Annotated in this window: 18 protein-coding genes; 4 read left to right on the forward strand and 14 right to left on the reverse strand. The window is 72.2% G+C overall.

The annotated features are described in order from the left end of the window. The first annotated feature begins 34 nt into the window (after positions 1-34). Positions 35-997, forward strand: a complete 963-nt coding sequence (locus WA788_RS26175) for a hypothetical protein (protein ID WP_335981210.1) — start codon at positions 35-37, stop codon at positions 995-997. A gap of 130 nt (positions 998-1,127) precedes the next feature. Continuing rightward, positions 1,128-1,301: a hypothetical protein gene (locus tag WA788_RS26180; protein ID WP_335981212.1), complete on the forward strand. Its 174-nt coding sequence runs from the start codon at positions 1,128-1,130 to the stop codon at positions 1,299-1,301. Positions 1,302-1,412: 111 nt separating this feature from the next. Here WA788_RS26180 and WA788_RS26185 read toward each other — a convergent pair whose 3' ends face one another. Further along, the gene (locus WA788_RS26185; protein ID WP_335981213.1) at positions 1,413-1,745 is read right to left on the reverse strand and encodes a metal-sensitive transcriptional regulator; all 333 of its coding nucleotides are present in this window, start codon (positions 1,743-1,745) and stop codon (positions 1,413-1,415) included. Positions 1,746-1,929: 184 nt separating this feature from the next. On the opposite strand from WA788_RS26185, the gene WA788_RS26190 reads away from it, so the two are divergent. Next, the gene (locus WA788_RS26190) at positions 1,930-2,550 is read left to right on the forward strand and encodes a DUF47 domain-containing protein (RefSeq protein WP_202235181.1); all 621 of its coding nucleotides are present in this window, start codon (positions 1,930-1,932) and stop codon (positions 2,548-2,550) included. Positions 2,551-2,555: 5 nt separating this feature from the next. Then, positions 2,556-3,551 (forward strand): inorganic phosphate transporter, encoded by a 996-nt coding sequence (locus WA788_RS26195; protein ID WP_335981214.1) that lies wholly within the window; start codon positions 2,556-2,558, stop codon positions 3,549-3,551. 159 nt (positions 3,552-3,710) lie between these two features. Here the strand turns inward: WA788_RS26195 and pstB are convergent, their stop codons facing one another. The 13 genes from pstB to WA788_RS26260 form a co-directional block, all read right to left on the reverse strand. Next, positions 3,711-4,487: a phosphate ABC transporter ATP-binding protein PstB gene (pstB, locus tag WA788_RS26200; protein ID WP_335981215.1), complete on the reverse strand. Its 777-nt coding sequence runs from the start codon at positions 4,485-4,487 to the stop codon at positions 3,711-3,713. A gap of 43 nt (positions 4,488-4,530) precedes the next feature. Then, the gene (pstA, locus tag WA788_RS26205) at positions 4,531-5,613 is read right to left on the reverse strand and encodes a phosphate ABC transporter permease PstA (RefSeq protein WP_335981216.1); all 1,083 of its coding nucleotides are present in this window, start codon (positions 5,611-5,613) and stop codon (positions 4,531-4,533) included. Next, positions 5,610-6,596: a phosphate ABC transporter permease subunit PstC gene (gene pstC / locus WA788_RS26210; RefSeq protein ID WP_335981217.1), complete on the reverse strand. Its 987-nt coding sequence runs from the start codon at positions 6,594-6,596 to the stop codon at positions 5,610-5,612. Before pstC ends, pstA begins: the two co-directional genes overlap by 4 nt. A gap of 108 nt (positions 6,597-6,704) precedes the next feature. Continuing rightward, positions 6,705-7,850 carry a phosphate ABC transporter substrate-binding protein PstS gene (gene pstS, locus WA788_RS26215; protein WP_335981218.1) on the reverse strand — a complete coding sequence of 382 codons (1,146 nt, stop codon included), beginning with the start codon at positions 7,848-7,850 and terminating at the stop codon, positions 6,705-6,707. Between the two features lie 342 nt (positions 7,851-8,192). Further along, positions 8,193-8,621: an NUDIX hydrolase gene (locus tag WA788_RS26220; protein WP_335981219.1), complete on the reverse strand. Its 429-nt coding sequence runs from the start codon at positions 8,619-8,621 to the stop codon at positions 8,193-8,195. After that, entirely contained in the window at positions 8,609-9,766 is a 1,158-nt protein-coding gene (locus WA788_RS26225; RefSeq protein WP_443034098.1) for a CHAD domain-containing protein, read from the reverse strand. The genes WA788_RS26220 and WA788_RS26225 overlap by 13 nt, the downstream gene beginning before the upstream one ends. Continuing rightward, positions 9,744-12,107: an RNA degradosome polyphosphate kinase gene (locus WA788_RS26230; protein ID WP_435177042.1), complete on the reverse strand. Its 2,364-nt coding sequence runs from the start codon at positions 12,105-12,107 to the stop codon at positions 9,744-9,746. Before WA788_RS26230 ends, WA788_RS26225 begins: the two co-directional genes overlap by 23 nt. A 155-nt stretch (positions 12,108-12,262) precedes the next feature. Then, complete coding sequence (gene mshD / locus WA788_RS26235) at positions 12,263-13,192, reverse strand: mycothiol synthase (protein ID WP_335981222.1); 930 nt, start codon at positions 13,190-13,192, stop codon at positions 12,263-12,265. Beyond that, positions 13,189-14,385, reverse strand: coding sequence for an MFS transporter (locus WA788_RS26240; RefSeq protein ID WP_335981224.1), 1,197 nt, complete (start codon positions 14,383-14,385; stop codon positions 13,189-13,191). Before WA788_RS26240 ends, mshD begins: the two co-directional genes overlap by 4 nt. Before the next feature lie 116 nt (positions 14,386-14,501). After that, complete coding sequence (locus tag WA788_RS26245) at positions 14,502-15,941, reverse strand: sensor histidine kinase (RefSeq protein ID WP_335981225.1); 1,440 nt, start codon at positions 15,939-15,941, stop codon at positions 14,502-14,504. Beyond that, positions 15,938-16,681 (reverse strand): response regulator transcription factor, encoded by a 744-nt coding sequence (locus WA788_RS26250; protein ID WP_335981226.1) that lies wholly within the window; start codon positions 16,679-16,681, stop codon positions 15,938-15,940. The genes WA788_RS26245 and WA788_RS26250 overlap by 4 nt, the downstream gene beginning before the upstream one ends. A gap of 121 nt (positions 16,682-16,802) precedes the next feature. Continuing rightward, entirely contained in the window at positions 16,803-18,077 is a 1,275-nt protein-coding gene (locus WA788_RS26255; RefSeq protein WP_335981227.1) for a S1C family serine protease, read from the reverse strand. A 191-nt stretch (positions 18,078-18,268) separates the two neighbouring features. After that, positions 18,269-19,291, reverse strand: coding sequence for a LacI family DNA-binding transcriptional regulator (locus WA788_RS26260; protein WP_335981400.1), 1,023 nt, complete (start codon positions 19,289-19,291; stop codon positions 18,269-18,271). Between the last annotated feature and the right edge of the window lie 28 nt (positions 19,292-19,319).

The raw sequence follows: 19,319 nt of genomic DNA on the forward strand, positions 1-19,319 counted from the left end.
CGGGTGCAGGGATGGACGGGCGATGGTGGCAGCGGTGACCCCAGCGGCGGGCACGACGGGTGTGGCGGGTGCGACAGCAGGCGGCGGCGCGACGGGCCCCCACCGCCCGCGCCGCGGCACACGCGGGCGGGGCGGACCGCACGCCGCCGCGGTCGCCGCACTGGCGTGCGCGGCGGCGCTGACCACCGGCTGCGGCGGCCCGGCCGCCGGCCGCGCCGCCGGCGCGGCCCCCGCGGACGCCGCCCAGACCCGCGCGGTCACCAGCGCCGCGGACACCCTGGTCGGCGCCGGCAGTTCCAAGGTGGCCACCGCGATGCGGATGGCCAGCGGCGGCACCTGGGTCACCATCACCGGCACCGGCGGCTTCGACTACGCCAGGCGGCAGGGCGAACTGGTGGTGCTGCTGCCCAAGGACGCGGTCGGCAAGGAGGAGCACAAGCCGATCACCGAGCTGATGACGCCCGGCGCGCTCTACATGAAGAACCGCGGCGCCGGCGTCCCCGCCGACAAGTGGGTGCGGGTGGACACCACCCGCCTGCCCGACGGGAACCTGGTCACCGGCGGCGCCACCGAACCGCTGGCCGCCGCCGAACTGCTGCGCGGCGCCGAGGACGTGACGTACTCCGGCACCGAGCAGCTGCAAGGCGTCCGGGTGCGGCACTTCCGCGGCACCACCGACATCGCCAGAGCCGCCCGGATCGCCCCGACCGCCGTCCGGGGCCCGCTGAGAGCCGCCGCGAAGGGCTTCACGGTGACCCGGGTGCCCTTCGACGCCTGGCTCGACACACAGGGCCGGCTGCGCAAACTCACCCAGCGGTTCACGATGAGCCCCTCACCGGCGTCCGGCGGCGCCGCGAGCACCCCGTCCGCCCGCCAGGACCCGGGCGTGACCGTCACCGCCACCACCACCTACGACGGCTTCGGCACCCCCGTCGCGGTCACCATGCCGAACAGTGCGGACATCTGGACCGGAAAGATCGTTTCTGCCACCTCCTAGGTCCCGCCCCGCCGGATCGGGCCTGCTGGAAATGGTCCATCCGTGCCATGCGCCGGGCCGCGTACGGTCCCTACGCTTGATGACGGCCGTTCACAGGCGTATGGGGACGCGTAGCGAAGGTGGTGCGGGTATGGCGCCGTCACTCATGACCTCGGTGCAGGACGATCCGGTGGCACTGGCCGAGATCGATCTGTACGGCGAGCTGATGATCGCCGCTTCCGCCACCGTCGAGGAGCGGTTGAGCGCCGACCGCATCGACGAGGTGCTGGACGTCGCCCGCGTCCGCCCGGTCCGGGCGAACTAGGAGGACTCAGGGGCCCTCCGGCGGCAGCGCGAGCCACGGCGGCAGCGCAGCCGCGGCCGGGCCGCCCCGGACCCGACCCCCTTGAGCACCGCGGGCCCCGCGCCGCGGTGCTCAGGTGCGCAGCAGCCGCGCTATCGCCGCCGTCGCCTCGGCGACCTTCTCGTCGATCTCCGGCCCGCCCCCGACCGCGGCCGCGGCCACGCAGTGCCGCAGGTGCTCCTCCAGCAGCTGGAGCGCGAAGGACTGCAACCCCTTGGTGCTCGCCGAGACCTGGGTGAGGATGTCGATGCAGTAGACGTCCTCCTCGACCATCCGCTGCAACCCGCGCAGCTGGCCCTCGATCCTGCGCAGCCTCTTGAGGTGGGCTTCTTTGTCATGGCTGTAGCCATGCGGCCCGTGCGGCTTCACAATCTCCCCGGCGACGCCTTCCGTGGCCATCCGCATGCCCGCCCTTCTGTCCCGTTATACCCCCGATGGGTATACCTTACCGAATCGATACCCTGTGCGAGGCATCCCCTGACGGGGGGACTTCGTCCAATGGGCGACACTGGTGGACGCCGGTCAGTGGCGACCGCATGATGCACCTAGCATCAACGAGACCGAAACTCATGCACCCCGAGGACCTCACGTGCGCTTTCGTCTGACCCCCAGGGAGACGAGCTTCTATGACATGTTCGCCGCTTCCGCGGACAACATCGTCACCGGTTCGAAGCTCCTGATGGAACTGCTCGGGGCCGATGCGCCGACCCGGACCGAGATCGCAGAACGCATGAGGGCGGCCGAGCACGCCGGGGACGACGCGACCCACGCGATCTTCCACCAGCTCAACTCCTCCTTCATCACGCCCTTCGACCGGGAGGACATCTACACCCTCGCCGGCTCGCTCGACGACATCATGGACTTCATGGAGGAGGCCGTCGACCTGGTCGTCCTCTACAACGTGGAGGAACTGCCCAAGGGCGTCGAGCAGCAGATCGAGGTGCTGGCCAGGGCGGCCGAGCTGACCGCCGAGGCGATGCCGAACCTGCGCACCATGGCCAACCTCACGGAGTACTGGATCGAGGTCAACCGGCTGGAGAACCAGGCCGACCAGATCCACCGCAAGCTGCTCGCCCACCTGTTCAACGGCAAGTACGACGCCATCGAGGTGCTCAAGCTGAAGCAGATCGTCGACGTGTTGGAAGAGGCTGCCGACGCGTTCGAGCACGTCGCCAACACGGTGGAGACCATCGCGGTCAAGGAGTCCTGACCTTCGTGGACACCTTCGCTCTGGTCGTGACCATCGGGGTCGCGCTCTTCTTCACCTACACCAACGGCTTCCACGACTCGGCGAACGCCATCGCCACCTCGGTCTCCACCCGCGCCCTGACCCCCAAGGCGGCGCTGGCGATGGCCGCGGTGATGAACCTGCTCGGCGCCTTCCTCGGTTCGAAGGTGGCCGCAACCGTGAGCAAGGGCCTGATCGCCACGCCCGAGGGCCGCCACGGAATGGGCATCCTCTTCGCCGCGCTCGCCGGTGCCATTGTATGGAACCTGGTGACCTGGTACTTCGGGCTGCCGTCGAGTTCAAGCCACGCGCTGTTCGGCGGCCTGGTCGGCGCGGCACTGGCCGGCGGCATCGCGGTGCACTGGAACGGCGTGGTCGACAAGGTCATCGTGCCGATGTTCGTCTCCCCGGTGGTCGGCCTGCTCGTCGGCTACCTGGTGATGCTGGCGATCCTGTGGTTCTTCCGCCGCGCCAACCCGCACAAGGCCAAGCGCGGCTTCCGGATGGCCCAGACCCTCTCGGCGGCCGCGATGGCACTCGGCCACGGCCTCCAGGACGCCCAGAAGACGATGGGTGTGGTGGTGCTGGCGCTGGTGATCCACGACCCGAGCCGCGGCTTCGGCATCCCGATCTGGGTGAAGCTGATCTGCGCGGCGATGATGTCGCTGGGCACCTACGCGGGCGGCTGGCGGATCATGCGGACCCTCGGCCGCCGGATCATCGACCTCGACCCGCCGCAGGGCTTCGCCGCCGAGACCACCTCCGCGGCGATCCTCTACACGACGTCGTACGTCTTCGCGGCGCCGGTCTCCACCACCCACGTCATCACCTCGGCGATCATGGGCGTGGGGGCGACCAAGCGGGTCAAGGCGGTCCGCTGGGGCGTGGCGAAGAACATCGTCGGCGGCTGGTTCATCACGATGCCCGCCGCGGCGGTCGTCGCCGCCGTCTGCTTCTACGTGGTCCAGTTGATCTTCGGCTGATCGGCTTGGCCGGTTTCCGCCGTTCCCGGTCCCTGGTGCCGGTGTACGCGAGTCCATGGGGCGGCGCATGCGAAGGGCCCCGGCCCCCGTCGAAGGGGAAACCGGGGCCCTCGCGCCCTGCGGTGGCACCGCCATGCAGCACCGCACGGCGTCCTGGGATCAGCCGAAACGGCCGGAGATGTAGTCCTCGGTCGCCTGCACCGACGGGTTGGCGAAGATCTTCTCGGTCTCGTCGATCTCGATCAGCTTGCCGGGCTGCCCGACCGCGGCCAGGTTGAAGAACGCGGTACGGTCCGACACGCGCGCGGCCTGCTGCATGTTGTGCGTGACGATCACGATGGTGAAGCGTTCCTTCAACTCCCCGATCAGGTCCTCGATGGCGAGGGTGGAGATCGGGTCGAGCGCGGAGCACGGCTCGTCCATCAGCAGCACCTCGGGCTCGACCGCGATCGCGCGGGCGATGCACAGCCGCTGCTGCTGGCCGCCGGAGAGCCCCGAGCCGGGCTTGTTCAGCCGGTCCTTGACCTCGTTCCACAGGTTGGCGCCCTTGAGGGACTTCTCGACGATGGAGTCGAGCTCGCCCTTCTTGCGGACGCCGTTCAGCCGCAGGCCGGCCGCCACGTTGTCGTAGATCGACATGGTGGGGAAGGGGTTGGGGCGCTGGAAGACCATGCCGACGGTGCGCCGGACCGTCACCGGGTCCACGCCGCTGCCGTACAGGTTCTCGTCGTCCAGCAGCACCTGGCCCTCGACGCGGCCGCCGGGGGTGACCTCGTGCATGCGGTTCAGGGTGCGCAGGAAGGTGGACTTGCCGCAGCCGGACGGGCCGATGAAGGCGGTCACGGAGCCGGGCTCGACGGTCATCGAGATGTCGTCGATGGCCTTGTGGCTGCCGTAGTAGGCGGACAGGCCGCTGACGTCGATTCGCTTGGCCATGGTGGGGATCACTTCATTTCTGCTAGGTCTGCTGATGGCCGCGTCAGCGACCTGAGTGCTTCGGCGCCTTCCAGCGCGCGATGAGCCGGGCCACGAGGTTCAGGATCATCACGAAGGCGATCAGGACCAGGGCCGCGCCCCAGGCGCGGGCGTAGCTCGCGGGGTTGCCGTCCACGTACTGCTGGTAGATGTAGAACGGCAGCGATTCCTGCGGGCCCTTGAAGGGGTTGTTGTTGATGTACTGGGCGCCGTAGATCAGCAGGGCGACCGGGGCGCTCTCGCCGGCGATCCGGGAGAGGGCCAGCATCACGCCGGTGGTGATGCCGCCGATCGCGGTGGGGACGACCACCTTGGTGATGGTCCGCCACTTCGGCACGCCCAGCGCGTAGGAGGCCTCGCGCAGCTCGTTGGGGACGAGCTTGAGCATCTCCTCGGTGGAGCGGACCACGATCGGCGTCATCAGGATGGCCAGTGCCAGCGAGCCGGCGAAGCCGGACTGCGGTGCCTTGTCGAAGGCGATGAACCACAGCGACAGGATGAACAGGCCCGCCACGATCGACGGGATGCCGGTCATCACGTCGACGAAGAAGGTGACCACCTTGGCGAGCAGGCCCCGGCCGTACTCGACCAGGTAGACCGCGGTGAGGATGCCCAGCGGGGCGGCGATGGCCGCGGCGATCGCGACCTGCTCCACGGTGCCGATGATGGCGTGGTAGATGCCGCCGCCGGGCTGGATGGTGAGCACGTTCTTCATCGAGTGCGTCAGGAACGTGCCGTCGATCACGCCGGCGCCCTGCTTGATCGTCGTCTCGATCAGCGAGTACAGCGGCAGCACGGCGAGGATGAACGCGGACCAGACCAGGCTGGTGGCCACCCGGTCCTTGGCCTGGCGGCGGCCCTCGACCTGGGCGGTGATCACGTACGACCCGACCACGAAGAGCAGCAGGGCGATCAGGCCCCACTGGATGTGGCTGTCCAGGCCGGCCCCGGCGCCGATGGCCACGGCCACCACGATCGAGCCGACCGCGATCGCGGGCGGGGTCCAGCGCGGCAGCCGCCGGGTCGCCAGGTGCCTGGTCGCGGGCACGGCGGCGGACGACGTCGCGTCGACAGCGGTCTCGGTCATGCGTTGGCCCCCGAGTACTCCTTGCGCCGGGCGATGATCAGCCGGGCGGCTCCGTTGACCAGGAGCGTGATGACGAACAGCACCAGGCCGGACGCGATCAGCGCGTCCCGGCCGTACTCGGTGGCCTCACCGAACTTGGCGACGATGTTCTGGGAGAAGGTGCCGCCGGCCGGGTCCAGCAGGTGGGCGCTGAGCGTCGGCGACGCGGACAGCACGGTGGCCACCGCCATGGTCTCGCCGAGCGCGCGGCCCAGGCCGAGCATCGAGGCGGAGATGATGCCGGAGCGGGCGAAGGGGAGCACCGACATGCGGATGACCTCCCAGCGGGTCGCGCCGAGCGCGAGTGCCGCCTCCTCGTGCATCTTAGGCACCTGCCGGATGACCTCGCGGCTGACGTTGGTGATGATCGGCAGGATCATGATCGCCAGCAGGATGCCCACCGTGAACAGCGAGCGCGGGGTGGAGTTCGGGTCGTCCTTGTGGAAGATGACCGTCCAGCCCAGGTAGTGGTTGAGCCACAGGTTCAGGCCGCGCAGGTGCGGCACCAGGAAGAGCGCGCCCCACAGGCCGTAGATGATGCTGGGCACCGCGGCGAGCAGGTCGATCACGTACGCGATCACGTCGCCGAGCCGGCGCGGCGCGTAGTGCGTGATGAACAGCGCGATGCCGACCGCGATGGGCACGGCGATGGCCATGGCGATCACCGCGCTGACCACGGTGCCGTAGGCGAGGACCGCGATGCCGAACTTCGGCGGCGTCAGCGCGGCGTTCCACTCGAAGGTGGTGAAGAAGTTCGCGTGGTCCTTGGAGATGGCGTTGACCGCGCGGACGGTCAGGAAGAGCGCGATGGCGCCCATGATGACGAGGACGAAGATGCCCGAGCCGCGGGAGAGCCCGGCGAAGATCCGGTCGCCCGGGCGGGTGACGGTCTTCGTGCTGCTGGGCGGCGGCGGGGCGGCGGGGGGCGGTGCGGTGGTTGTCATGGGGAACTCCGGTCTGGGGTGGGGGAGGTGGCTCCCCCGGCGGCGGTGCACCGGATGTGCGGCGGGCCCCGCGGTGGTCGTGCCGACCGCGGGGCCCGCCGCCCTGGATCAGGACAGGGCGGAGATGGCGGAGCGGACCTTCGTGGCGATGGTGTCCGGCAGCGGGGCGTAGCCGGCGCTCGCCAGCTGGCCCTGGCCGTCGGCGCTGGCGATGTAGTTCAGGAAGGACTTCGTCAGCGGCAGGGTGTCGGACTTGTTGCCCTTGTCGCAGGCGATCTCGTACGTCACCAGGACGATCGGGTAGGCGTTGTCCGCCTTGGTGGTGTACGCGGCGCTCAGGTCGAGGGCCAGGTCGGAGCCGGTGCCGACGACCTTGGCCTGCGCGATGCCCGCGGAGGCGTTGGCGCTGGTGGCCTCGACCGGCTGCGAGGCGCCGGTGGCGATCTTGACGGTCGGGATCTGGTCGGCGGTCGCGTAGGACAGCTCGAAGTAGCCGATCGCGCCCTCGGTCTGCTTGACCTGCGAGGCCACACCGGAGGACTGGGCGACGGCCTGGCCGCCCTTGCCCGCCCACGCCTTGGCGTGCGGGTAGGGCCAGTCGGCCTTGGCCGCGCCACCGAGGTACTTGGTGAGGTTGTCGGTGGTGCCGGAGTCGTCCTGGCGGTGGAAGCTCTGGATCTTGGTGCTCGGCAGGTTGGCGCTCGGGTTGAGCTTCTTGATCGCCGGGTCGTTCCAGGTGGTGATCTTGCTGTTGAAGATCTTCGCCAGGGTCGGGGCGTCCAGCACGAGGTTGCTCACACCGGGCAGGTTGTAGCCGATGGCGATCGGGCCGCCGACCATCGGGAGGTCGATGCCCTCGCCGCTGGTGCACACCTTCTTCGACGAGGTGATCTCGTCGGCGGCGAGCGGGGAGTCGGAACCGGCGAAGGCGTCGGTGCCCTGGTTGAAGTCGATGACGCCCTGACCGGACGACGACGCCTTGTAGTTGATCGTCGCGCCGGAACACGCCTGCTGGTAGTTCTTCACCCAGGCTTCCATCGCGTTCTGCTGCGCGGTGGAACCGGAGGACAGGATCTGGCCCTTGGCGCAGGAGATCGACGACGCGGCGGACGAGCTGGACGAGCTGCTGCTCGACGACGAGGAGCTGCTGCTGTCGTTGTTGTCCGAACCGCAGGCGGTCAGGACCAGCGCGCCGGTAATCGCCGCCGCGCCGACGGTCAGGGCCCGCATTCCGGTCTTACGCTGAAGCTTCACCTTCGTGTGTTCCTTCCAAAAGCCCGCCGGTGGACGGCGAAGCACAGGGTTTGGTTTTCTGCATCCACCCGGCGCGAGTGCTGCTCACCGGTAAGGCCGAAATTAGGGAGATCAGATGAAGCGACCGACGGGGGAGGGTGAACGCGAGGTGAACCTCGTCCGTCGGTGTGGTGGCCCTCTGAGCAGGCCGAGCCCCCAGGTGCCAGGTGGGGCGAACGGGGAGCGGGTGACCTGGGCACGCCTCGGCCGCGCCGCGGCGGGGCGCCCGGGAGCAGGGGTCTACGCGCGTGGCCCGGCGGGTGTTCGGGGGCCGCGGACGGGGGCCTGAGGGGGCCTGGGGGGTCAGCCCTGGAAGGCGTTCAGGAGGGCGGCGATCAGCGCGCGGTCGCGGTCGTGGGTGAGGCGCCGGCGGGCCGCGTCGGGGGGCAGCCAGGCGATGCGGTCGACCTCGTCGTTGGGCGAGAAGGGCGGCGCGGTGGCGGCGGAGGGCGCCTGGGCGGCCCAGTAGCGGACCTCCTTGGGGCGCCCGGCGGTCCAGTAGTACGACGCGGGCAGCGGCGTGCCGAGCACGCACGCCACACCGGTCTCCTCGAGGGTCTCGCGCACCGCGGCGGCCGCGTGGTCCTCGCCGCGCTTCAGCTTGCCCTTGGGCAGGCTCCAGTCGTCGTACCGGGGCCGGTGGACGAGTGCGATCTCGACCCCGGCGCCGTGTGCGGCGTGCCGCCACAGCACGGTGCCCGCCGCCTGCACCGTGGTGCTCACGACTGCCACAGCCGGGAGAAGGCGAACCGGGCGGCCTCCACTTCGTGCCGCTGGTCGGCGTGGAGCACACCCAGCGCGTAGGCGGTCGCCGGGGCGATCCGGGGGGTGCGGGCCGCGGCGGCGACCGCGGCGGCCGACTCGGCGGCCTCGTGGTGCCGTTGGAGGACCAGCGCGGCCTCGGCCAGCCGCGGGTCGCCGTGGCCGCCGGCCCCGGGCACCTCGGCGGCGTACCGGCTCAGCCGCAGCAGTATGCGCACCTGGTGCCAGGGCGCGTCCTGGAGGTCGGCGGTGAGGTCGGCGCCGAGCGCGGCCTGCACCGCCTCGGCGTTGTACGGGTGCCCGGCCCGGCGCAGCGGCAGCGTGCCGGCCGCCTCGGCGAGCCGGGTGTGCGCCTGCCCGGCCAGCGGCGGCAGCACCTGGTCGGCGGGCTCGGCGGCCCGCGCGGTCAGCGGCACCTCGGAGGCGAGCAGCGCGATGGCGTCGGCCAGCGCGTGGAAGCGCGCCGAGCCCATCGCCTGCAAGGTCGCCGAGTGCGCCCGGGTACGGGCCAGGGTGAGCTGCCGCTCCAGCAGCGCGGCGGCCCGCGCCGCCCCGACCGCCAGCGGCCCGGCGGACTGGGCCGGCACGGTGCCGCGCGCGGCGACCGCCGCGCCGGCGGACCGGCGCGCGCCGCCGGCCGGCTCCGCACCGGCGCCGCCGTCGGCGCCCTGGGGGAGCGCCGCCGCGGCGGTCAGCGCCTCCTCGGCCGGGGCGAGCACCGACAGCCGGCGCAGCGCGTCCAGCAGCCGTCCCAGCCGCACCGCGTACTGCGGCTCACGGCCGAGGGTGGCGCCGAGCCAGCCCAGCTCGGTGCGCATCGGCTCGGCCCACGCGGGGTCGGTCAGCACGCCGTAGGTGTGCAGCACACCGGCGATCCGCCGGGCGCTGCCGCGCAGCAGCGCGTCCGCGGTGTCCTCGTCGTCGCCGCGCAGGCCGAGCCCGCGCAGGAACGCGGTCGCCTGCGTGCGCAGGTAGGACGACAGGGCCTCGCCCGCGTTCCCGTCGTCGAGCCCCGTGCTGACGCCCACCGTGCCGCTCCCCGTGTCCGTGCCGTCGCCCGGTCGACCGGGGATCTGCTGTGCGAGCAGGTTGCTATGTTGCTGCTGACGGGCCACGCCGGCGCCTCCGGGCGTCGATGAGCATTTCCTGGACGTTGCGCAGCGGACGGCCCTCGGAGTCGGTGCTGTGCCGGGTCCAGTCGCCGTCGGCCGCCAGGTGCCAGGACGAGGTCGCGTCCGACATCCCGGTCTCCAGCAGTCCGTCGAGGGTGGCGCGGTGGACCGGGTCGGTGACCCGGACCAGCGCCTCGATCCGGCGGTCGAGGTTGCGGTGCATCATGTCGGCGCTGCCGATCCACACCTCCGGCTCGCCGCCGTTGCCGAAGACGAAGACCCGGGAGTGCTCCAGGAACCGGCCCAGCACGCTGCGCACCCGGATGTTCTCCGACAGGCCCGGCACTCCCGGTCTGACCGCGCAGATGCCCCGGACCCAGATGTCGACCGGCACACCGGCCTGGGAGGCGCGGTAGAGCGCGTCGACCACCACTTCGTCGACGATCGAGTTGACCTTGATCCGCACGGAGGCCGGGCGCCCGGCGCGGTGGTGGCCGATCTCGGCGAGGATGCGCTGGATCAGGCCGTCGCGCAGGCTGCGCGGGGCGACCAGCAGCCGGTTGTACGTCTCGCGGCGCGAGTACCCCGACAGCCGGTTGAACAGGTGGGACAGGTCGGCGCCGACCTTGGGGTCGGCGGTGAGCAGGCCCAGGTCCTCGTAGAGCCGCGCGGTCTTCGGGTGGTAGTTGCCGGTGCCGACGTGGCTGTAGCGGCGCAGGGTGTCGCCTTCCTGGCGGACCACCAGCGACAGCTTGCAGTGCGTCTTGAGGCCGACCAGGCCGTAGACGACGTGGCAGCCGGCCTCCTCCAGCTTGCGGGCCCACTTGATGTTGGCCTGCTCGTCGAAGCGCGCCTTGATCTCGACCAGCACCAGCACCTGCTTGCCCGCCTCGGCCGCGTCGATCAGCGCGTCCACGATCGGCGAGTCGCCGGAGGTGCGGTAGAGGGTCTGCTTGATGGCCAGCACGTCGGGGTCGGCGGCGGCCTGGTCGAGGAAGGACTGCACCGAGGTGGAGAACGAGTCGTACGGGTGGTGCAGCAGGATGTCCCGCTCGCGCATCGCGGCGAAGATGTCCGGCGGCGTGGCCGACTCGACCTCCGCGAGGTCGCGGTGGGTGCCGGCGACGTACGGCGGGAACTTCAGCTCCTCGCGGTCCAGCGCGGCGATCGCGAACAGGCCGGTCAGGTCGAGCGGGCCGGGCAGCGGGTAGACCTCGGTGTGCTTCATCTTCAGCTCGTGCACGAGCAGGTCGAGCACGCGCGGGGCGATCGACTCCTCGACCTCCAGCCGGACCGGGGGCCCGAAGCGGCGCCGCATCAGCTCCTTCTCCAGCGCCTGGAGGAGGTTCTCCGCGTCGTCCTCCTCGACCTCCAGGTCCTCGTTGCGGGTGACCCGGAACATGTGGTGGTCCAGCACCTCCATGCCCGGGAACAGCTCGTCGAGGTGGGCGGCGATCACGTCCTCCAGCGGGACGTACCGCTGCGGGCTCGCCTCCAGCAGCCGGGACAGGATCGGCGGCACCTTCACCCGGGCGAAGTGCTCGTGCCCGGAGACCGGGTTGCGCACCACCACCGCGAGGTTCAGCGACAGGCCGGAGATGTACGGGAAGGGGTGCGCCGGGTCGACCGCCAGCGGGGTCAGCACCGGGAAGATCTGCTTGCGGAAGAGCGTGGCCAGCCGGGCCTGCTCCTGGCCGGTGAGGTCGCCCCAGCGGATGACGTGGATGCCCTCGTCGGCGAGCTGCGGGCCGACGTCGTTCTGGAAGCAGGCGGCGTGCCGGGCCATGAGCTCGCGCGAGCGGGTCAGGATCAGGTCCAGCACGTCGCGCGGCTGGAGGCCCGACGCGGAGCGGGTGGCGACCCCGGTGGCCATGCGGCGCTTGAGGCCGGCCACGCGGACCATGAAGAACTCGTCGAGGTTGCTGGCGAATATCGCCAGGAAGTTCGCCCGCTCCAGCAGCGGGGTGGTCGGGTCCTCGGCGAGTTCGAGGACCCGTTCGTTGAACGCCAGCCAGCTGCGCTCGCGGTCCAGGAAGCGGCCCTGCGGCAGCTCCTCGCCGAACTCCTCGCCGGCCGCGGCGAGGCTGGGCGGCTCGGGGTCGAGGTCGGGGACGACGCGCGGGCGGAAGGTGCCGTCGGGGGTGCTGAAATCGGTGCCGTTCGCGGTGTGCCCGGTGCTGCTCGGCGCGGCCTGGGCGGCCTGCGCGGGTACATTCGGGTGATTTGTCTGGGCCATGGGTTGCGCGCCCTCCTCCGGTTCCGGCACATCCGCCACATCGGCGGCCCCCGTGCGGCGGCCGACGGCCGTCGCTCCATTGTCCCGTGTACCTGCGGGTTCCGGCAGGTCGGGCGGGGGAGTGGGGGTCGGGGCAGCGTGCTGCACCCGGCGATGTTCGCAAGCGCGGTTGAATGACCGGTAAAGAGAGCGTTGCCGTCAGGCAAGCGGGGTGCTTCCAGCGAGGGTGCCCCGGCCCCCCGGACGGCCCGCCGCTTTCCGGGTCATTCCTCGGTGCGGTACATCAGGTCGGTTTCGTGGGTGGTGAAGCCGAGGCGCTCGTAGACGGCGACGGCGGGGGCGTTGTCGGCGTCGACGTAGAGCATCGCGGTGCCCAGCCCGCGGTCGCGCGCCAGGTGCCGCAGCCCGATCGCGGTGAGCGCCCGGCCGAGGCCGCTGCCCTGCTCGTCCGGGGCGACCCCGACCACGTAGACCTCGCCGAGCCCCTCCGGCCGGTGCACCTTGGTCCAGTGGAAGCCGACCGGGGTAGGGCCGCGGAAGGCGAGGAAGAAGCCGGCCGGGTCGAACCAGGGCTCGGCGATCCGGTCGTCCAGGTCGGCCCGGGTGATCCCGCCCTGCTCGGGGTGGTGGGCGAAGGCCGCCGCGTTGACCGCGAGCCAGGCCGCCTCGTCCTGGCCGGGCACGAAGGTGCGCACCTCGACCCCCTCCGGCAGCCGCGGCTCGGGCAGCCCGGTCAGCTCCGGGTCGAGCGGGCGGCGCATCTGCCGCAGCTCGCGGAAGAGCCGCAGGCCCAGCTGCCGGGCCAGGTGCCGGGCGGCCGGGTGGCCGCCGTGCGCCCACACCCGCAGCCGCCGGCCGGTGGCGGCCAGCAGCTCCGCGGCCAGCGCCTGGCCGTGGCCCCGCGAGCGGCGCCGGGGATGCACCAGGAACTCCGCGGCAGGCGCCTCCACCGGGTCGGTGCCGTCGATCTGCCCGTACCCGGTCAGCTCCTGCGCCCCGCCGCCGTCCGGCCCCGGTGTCCACAGCAGCAGGTGCCGCACGCCGGGCCGGCCGGCGTTGCGCAGGTGCAGCCGGCCCTGCTCGGAGACGGCCGGCTGGCCGTCCTCCGCGGCGGCCGCCGCGATCAGGTCGAAGACGGCCTGGGCGGCGCCGGCGGGCAGGTCGGTGAAGGTCTCGATACGGCGGTCGGTCATGCCGTGATCGTACGGCTCCGCTCCGTCCCGTCCTCGGGCGCCACCTGCCGCCGTACCGGGATGATCGCCGCCGAGGCGCAGGCGGTCGCGGCGGCCAGCACGAAGCCCGGCCAGTAGGAGGTCGCCGAGATCAGCGCGGCCATCGCCGGGGGCACCACGGCGGCGGTCAGGTTCTGCCCGGTGTTGTGCACGCCCAGCGCCCGGCCGGACCAGGCCGGTCCGGCCCGCTCGGCGGTGGAGGTGAAGGACAGGCCGTTGGTGCTGGCCGAGATGCCGATCGCGACCACCAGCAGTGCCGGGGTCAGCGGCGACGGGAAGGCCGTGGTCAGCGCGGTGGCGCCGATCACCGCGGCGGTGAGGACGGCGAGCTGCCGCATCGGGCGCAGCCGCTCGCCGACCGCGTCGGACCAGCGCCCGACCAGGATGCGGGCGAGCGCGCCCAGCCCCTGCGCGCCGGCGATGAGCTGCCCGGCGTGCACCGACGACCAGCCGCGTACGTCGACGAGCAGGACCAGCGCGAACGCCCCGGCGGTGAACTGCGGGATCACCAGCAGCGCGGCCGAGCCGTGGATGCGCCACAGCACGTTCGAGCCGCGGTACGGGTTCGGCGCGGGGCCGGCCGCCTCCTTCGCGGTGCGCGCGGGGTCCGCGGCGAACAGCGCGATCAGGACGGCGATCGCCCCGCAGGCGAGGGCGAGGAACCCGATGGCGCCGGGCAGGCCGTGCGCGTCGGACAGCGGCGGCATCGCCAGCGCGGCCACGCCCATGCCCAGCGGCGTGGACGTCTGCCGGATGCCCATGGCCAGGCCGCGCTCCCGCGCGGCGAACCAGCCCATCACCAGCCGGCCGCTGGCGGAGTACACGGAGGCGCCCGCGGCGCCGGCCAGCACCAGCAGCAGCCCGAGCGCGAGCATGCCGTGCGCGACCCACGCGGCCAGTGCCAGGCTGCCCGCCGCCAGGCCCAGGCCGCAGGCGATCACCACCCGCTCGCCCCAGCGGTCGGCCGCCGCGCCCCACAGGTACAGGGCCAGGACCAGCCCGGTGGTGGGCGCCGCGACGAGCAGCCCGACCTCGGTGAGCGAGAGGTGCTCCTGCTTGCGCAGCATGTCGGCGAGGTACGGGATGCCGTACACGAACGCGCAGGCGGCCGTCTGGGCCGCGGTTCCCAGGGCCAGCATCAGCCAGCGGCGCATGGGTGCACCTCCTTGGTAGGTGGTGCGCCCAACTATGTCGTCTCGGCCGAGGAGTGAGACAGAGTGTTTCGTTATGTGAGACGGATGCGGCCGCTGCGCCCGTCTGCGCCCGTCCCCTACGCCTGTGTCGCGCCCGGCGGCAGCTCCGGCGGTTCGGTCGGCGCGCCCGGCAGCCGCAGCGCCGCAAGCGTGCCGCCACCCGTCGCCGGGGACAGCGACACCTCGCCGCCGGCCTGCTGCGCGGTGCGCGCCACGATCGACAGGCCCAGCCCGCTGCCCGGCAGCGACCGTGCCGACGGCGACCGCCAGAACCGCTCGAACACGTGTGGCAGCTCCTCCGCCGGGATGCCGGGGCCGTGGTCCCGCACCGTCAGCAGCCCGTCCCGCAGCCGCACGTCGATCTCGCCGCCGGGCGGGGAGAACTTCACCGCGTTGTCCATCAGGTTCACGATCGCCCGCTCCAGCGCAGCCGCCTCCGAGCGGACGTACCACGGCGCCACGTCGGCGATGATCTTCAGGTCGGGTCCGCGCAGCCGCGCCCGGGCCAGCGCGGTCTGCGTCACCTCGTGCAGCGCGACCACCTTCAGCGTCGGCCCGCTGTCCGGCCGGGACAGCTCCTGGAGGTCGCCGATGAGCGAGGCCAGCTCCGTCATCTGCGCCTTCACCGACGCCAGCAGCGCCCGGCGGTCCTCCGGCGGCAGCGCCCGCCCGGTCGCCTCGCTCCGCTCCAGCAGCTCGATGTTGGTGCGCAGGCTGGTCAGCGGGGTCCGCAGCTCGTGCCCGGCGTCCGCGATCAGCTGCTGCTGCCGGTCCCGGGAGGAGGCCAGCGCGGCCGTCATCGAGTTGAACGACGCGGACAGCCGGGCGATCTCGTCCTGCCCGTCGACCGGGATGCGGACGTTCAGGTCCTCGGTGCGCGCGATGTGCTCCACGGTCTGCGTGAGGTCGTCCACCGGCCGCAACCCGGTCTGCGCGATCAGCAGCCCGGCGCTGGCCGCGCCGACCGCGCCGATCCCGGTGACGGCGAGCAGCACCCACGCCAGCGTGGTGAGCGGGTCGCTGACCACGCTGAGCGGGCGCGCCACGGACAGCGCGATCGGCTGCGGCGGGCCCTGCACGGTCAGTTCGGCGTTGGTGCTCACCGTGTAGACCCGCAGCGCGGTGCCGTGGCTGTGCACGGTGTGCGTCACCGAGACCTGCTGCGGGCCGGTGATCGCCACCGAGCGGTCGGCCGGGGTGGTGGTGAACGTCTTGCTGCCGGAGATCAGGCAGGTCTTGCCGTCGGGCAGCACGATCTGGGCGGACACGCTCGACGGGTTGATGTTGTACTGCCCGTTGTCCGGCGCCTGCGACTGGCAGGTGAACGATCCGAGCCGGCTGGCCCGCTGGAGCTGCTGCTTGGCGTCCTCCAGCCCCTGGCTGAGGGACTTGTCCAGCTGGGAGTTGAGTTCGTTGCGCGTGATCAGCCAGCAGGCCAGCGCGGCCAGCGCCACCGCGACCAGGACCGCGGCCGCCGTCAGGATGGTGAGCCGGGAGCGCAGGGGGAGGCGGTTCACGCGTGCCCGCCGTCAGGTGCGCGCAGCACGTAGCCGACGCCCCGCACGGTGTGCACCAGCCGCGGCATGCCGCCGGCCTCGGTCTTGCGCCGCAGGTACATCACGTACACGTCGAGCGAGTTGGAGGACGGCTCGAAGTCGAAGCCCCACACCGACTTGAGGATCTGCTCCCGGGTGAGGACCTGGCGCGGGTGGGTGAGGAACAGCTCCAGCAGCGTGTACTCGGTGCGGGTCAGCTCCACCGGCTGCCCGGCCCGGGTGACCTCGCGGGTGGCGGTGTCCATCCGCAGGTCGGCGAAGGCGAGCGCGTGGGCGGCCGAGTCGTCGGCCGGGCCCTGCGCACCGGCGTACGAGCTGCGCCGCAGCAGGGCGCGCAGCCGGGCCAGCAGCTCGTCCAACTCGAACGGCTTGACCAGGTAGTCGTCGGCGCCCGCGTCCAGACCGGTGACCCGGTCGCCGACGGTGTCGCGCGCGGTGAGCATCAGGATCGGCGTGGTCACACCGGTGGACCGCAGCCGCCGGGCGGTGGTCAGGCCGTCCATCCGCGGCATCAGCACGTCCAGCACGATCGCGTCCGGGCGGTAGCTGTCCGCCTGCTCCAGCGCGGCGAGGCCGTCGGCGGCGAGCGCGGTGTCGTACCCCTCGAAGGCCAGGCTGCGGCGCAGCGCCTCCCGTACGGCCGGCTCGTCGTCCACGATCAGCACCCGTGCGGGCGCTTCGGCGCTGTCCCCGTTGCTCATCCGTTCCCTACCTCATGACCCGTCGGTGATGTCCCCAGCCTCGCACGTCCGCCGCGCTTTCCCGGAAGGTCCGCGCCCCGGGCCGCCGGGGGACGGCCGGCGGCCCGGGGCGCGTCCCGGCTCAGCTGCTGTCCCCGCCGCTGCGCAGGTAGGACAGGTCGGCCTTGACGGTGTTGATCGGGATGGCGAAGCCCAGGCCCACGCTGCCGGCGCTCGAGGAGGACGAGCTGCTGTCGGAGGAGCTGGAGTACATCGCCGAGTTGATCCCGATGATCTGCCCGCTCATGTTGATCAGCGCGCCCCCGGAGTTGCCCGGGTTGAGCGAGGCGTCGGTCTGGAGCGCCTTGTAGGTGGTGGTGGAGCTGCCGGTGCTGCCGTTGTACTGGTTGCCGCCGAAGGAGAACGGCCACTGGTCGCTGCCCCCGCCGCTGCCGCTGCTGCCGCCGCCGTAGCCCTGCTGGCCCTGGCTGCTCTGGCCCTGGCTCTCCTCCACCGGCACGGTCACCTCGCGGTTGAGCGCGGAGACGATGCCGCTGGTCACGGTGTCGCTCAGGCCCTCGGGCGAGCCGATCGCCACCACCTGGTCGCCGACCGCGACCGCGGAGGAGTCGCCGAGGATCGCCGCGGGCAGCCCGCTGGCGCCGTTCACCTTGATCAGCGCGAGGTCCTTCTTCGCGTCGGCGCCGACGACCGAGGCGGAGGCGGTCTTGCCGTTGCTGTAGGTGATCGAGATGCTCTGGGCGCCGGAGATCACGTGGTTGTTGGTGACGATCTGGCCGTTGGAGGTGATGATGACGCCCGCGCCGGTCGAGGTGCCGTCGCTGAGGGTCGCGGTGATCTCCACGACGCTGGGGTTGACCGCCTTGTAGACCCCGGACACGGTGCCGTCCACGGCCGCGGCGTTGACCGCGGCGGCGGAGACCACGCTGTTGCCCGAGTGGTCGGTGGCGTGGCCGATCAGCGCGCCGGCGCCGCCGCCGACGACGCCCGCGGCCAGCGCCACCGCCGCGGCGAGCGCGAAGGGCCGGCTCATCCGGCGGCGCCGGCGCGGCACCGGCGAGGCACCCACGGCCGCGTAGCCGGCCTGGTAGGCGGGCGGCGGGGGGTAGCCCCCGATGCCGCCGTAGTGGCCGGCGCCGCCGGTCGCGGTCTCCGGCGCCGAGGCGGGCACGACCGAGCCCTGGATCACGGTGTGCCCGGCGTCCCCGGTGGTGTACGGGTCCTGACCACCGGCGTACGGGTCCTGGTAACCGCTCCCGGCGTACGACTGCTGCTGCGCCGGCGGGGCCGTGTGGGTCGGCGGCTCGCTGTACGGCGCCTGCGGGTCGGACTGGAGCGGAAGCTGCGCGTCGTGCGGGTACTGGGGTTCGCCGCCGTTGCGGCTCTCGCTGGTCATGTCTATGACTCTGAGCCCGCTTCATGAGAGCTTGCTGAGTGCACGCTGAGAAGCCCGGCAGAAGTAGGTATGCCCGATGTAAGGAAGATCGCCGCCCCGGTGGCGCGGCCTTTATCCGGCCCTCACCGGGCCCGCCGTACGAACCCGACTCCGGCCGCGGCAGAGGCTGTTGGCCGGTGCCCGCGCCGCACTCAGGCGCAGCCGCACGAACCCCGCACGACCAGCCGGGACGGGAACTGCCGGACCCGCTCGCGGCGCGAGCCGGGCACCCGCAGCGCGTCGTCGAGCACCGCGTCCACCGCGGCGCGGGCCATCGCCTGCCGGTCGGAGGCGACCGTGGTCAGCGGCGGGTCGGCGAGCGCGGCTTCCTTGACGTCGTCGAAGCCGGCCACCGCCAGCTCCCCGGGTACCTCGATGCGCAGTTCGCGGGCCGCCCGCAGCACACCGATCGCCTGGTCGTCGGTCGCGCAGAAGATCGCCGGCGGCCGGTCCGGCCCGGCGAGCAGGTCGAGCGCGACCCGGTAGGCGTCGTAGCGGTTGTAGGGCGCCTGGAACAGGCGGCCCTCGGTGCTCTTGCCGGCCTCGGCCATGGCCCGCCGCCAGCCCACCACGTGGTCGGTGACCGGGTCACCGACCTCCGGGGTGACCTCGGTGCCGCCCAGGCACGCGACGTAGTCGTGGCCGTGCTCCAGCAGGTGCCGGGTGGCCAGCTGCGCGCCCCCGATGTCGTCGGTGACCACCGCGATGTCGTCGATCGCCTCGGGCCGCTCGTGCAGCAGCACCACCCGGGCGTCCCACGCGTCGATCTCTATGGCGGCGTTCTCGCTGGGGCCCTGGCTGATCAGGATCAGCCCCGACACCCGCATGCCGAGGAACGCCCGCAGGTAGTGCACCTCGCGCTCGTCGAGGTAGTCGGAGTTGCCGACCAGCACCATCTTGCCGCGCTCGGACGCGGCCTGTTCCACCGCGTGCGCCATCTCCGCGAAGAACGGCTGGCGCGCGTCCGGGACGATCAGGCCGATCAGGTCGGTACGGCGGCTGGCCATCGCCTGCGCGACCCGGTCCGGCCGGTAGCCGAGCTGTTTGATGGCAGCGAGCACCCGCTCGCGGGTGGCCGGGGCCACCGGCCGGGGTCCGTTGTTGATGACGTAGCTGACGACCGCGGTCGAGGTCCCTGCCAGCCTGGCCACATCGTCACGCGTCACCTTGGGCACGTCGCGCAGTCTACGCGTGTCCAAGGTG

It is taken from the genome of Streptomyces sp. CA2R106, from assembly GCF_037034245.1.
In the GTDB taxonomy this organism is placed as follows: domain Bacteria; phylum Actinomycetota; class Actinomycetes; order Streptomycetales; family Streptomycetaceae; genus Actinacidiphila.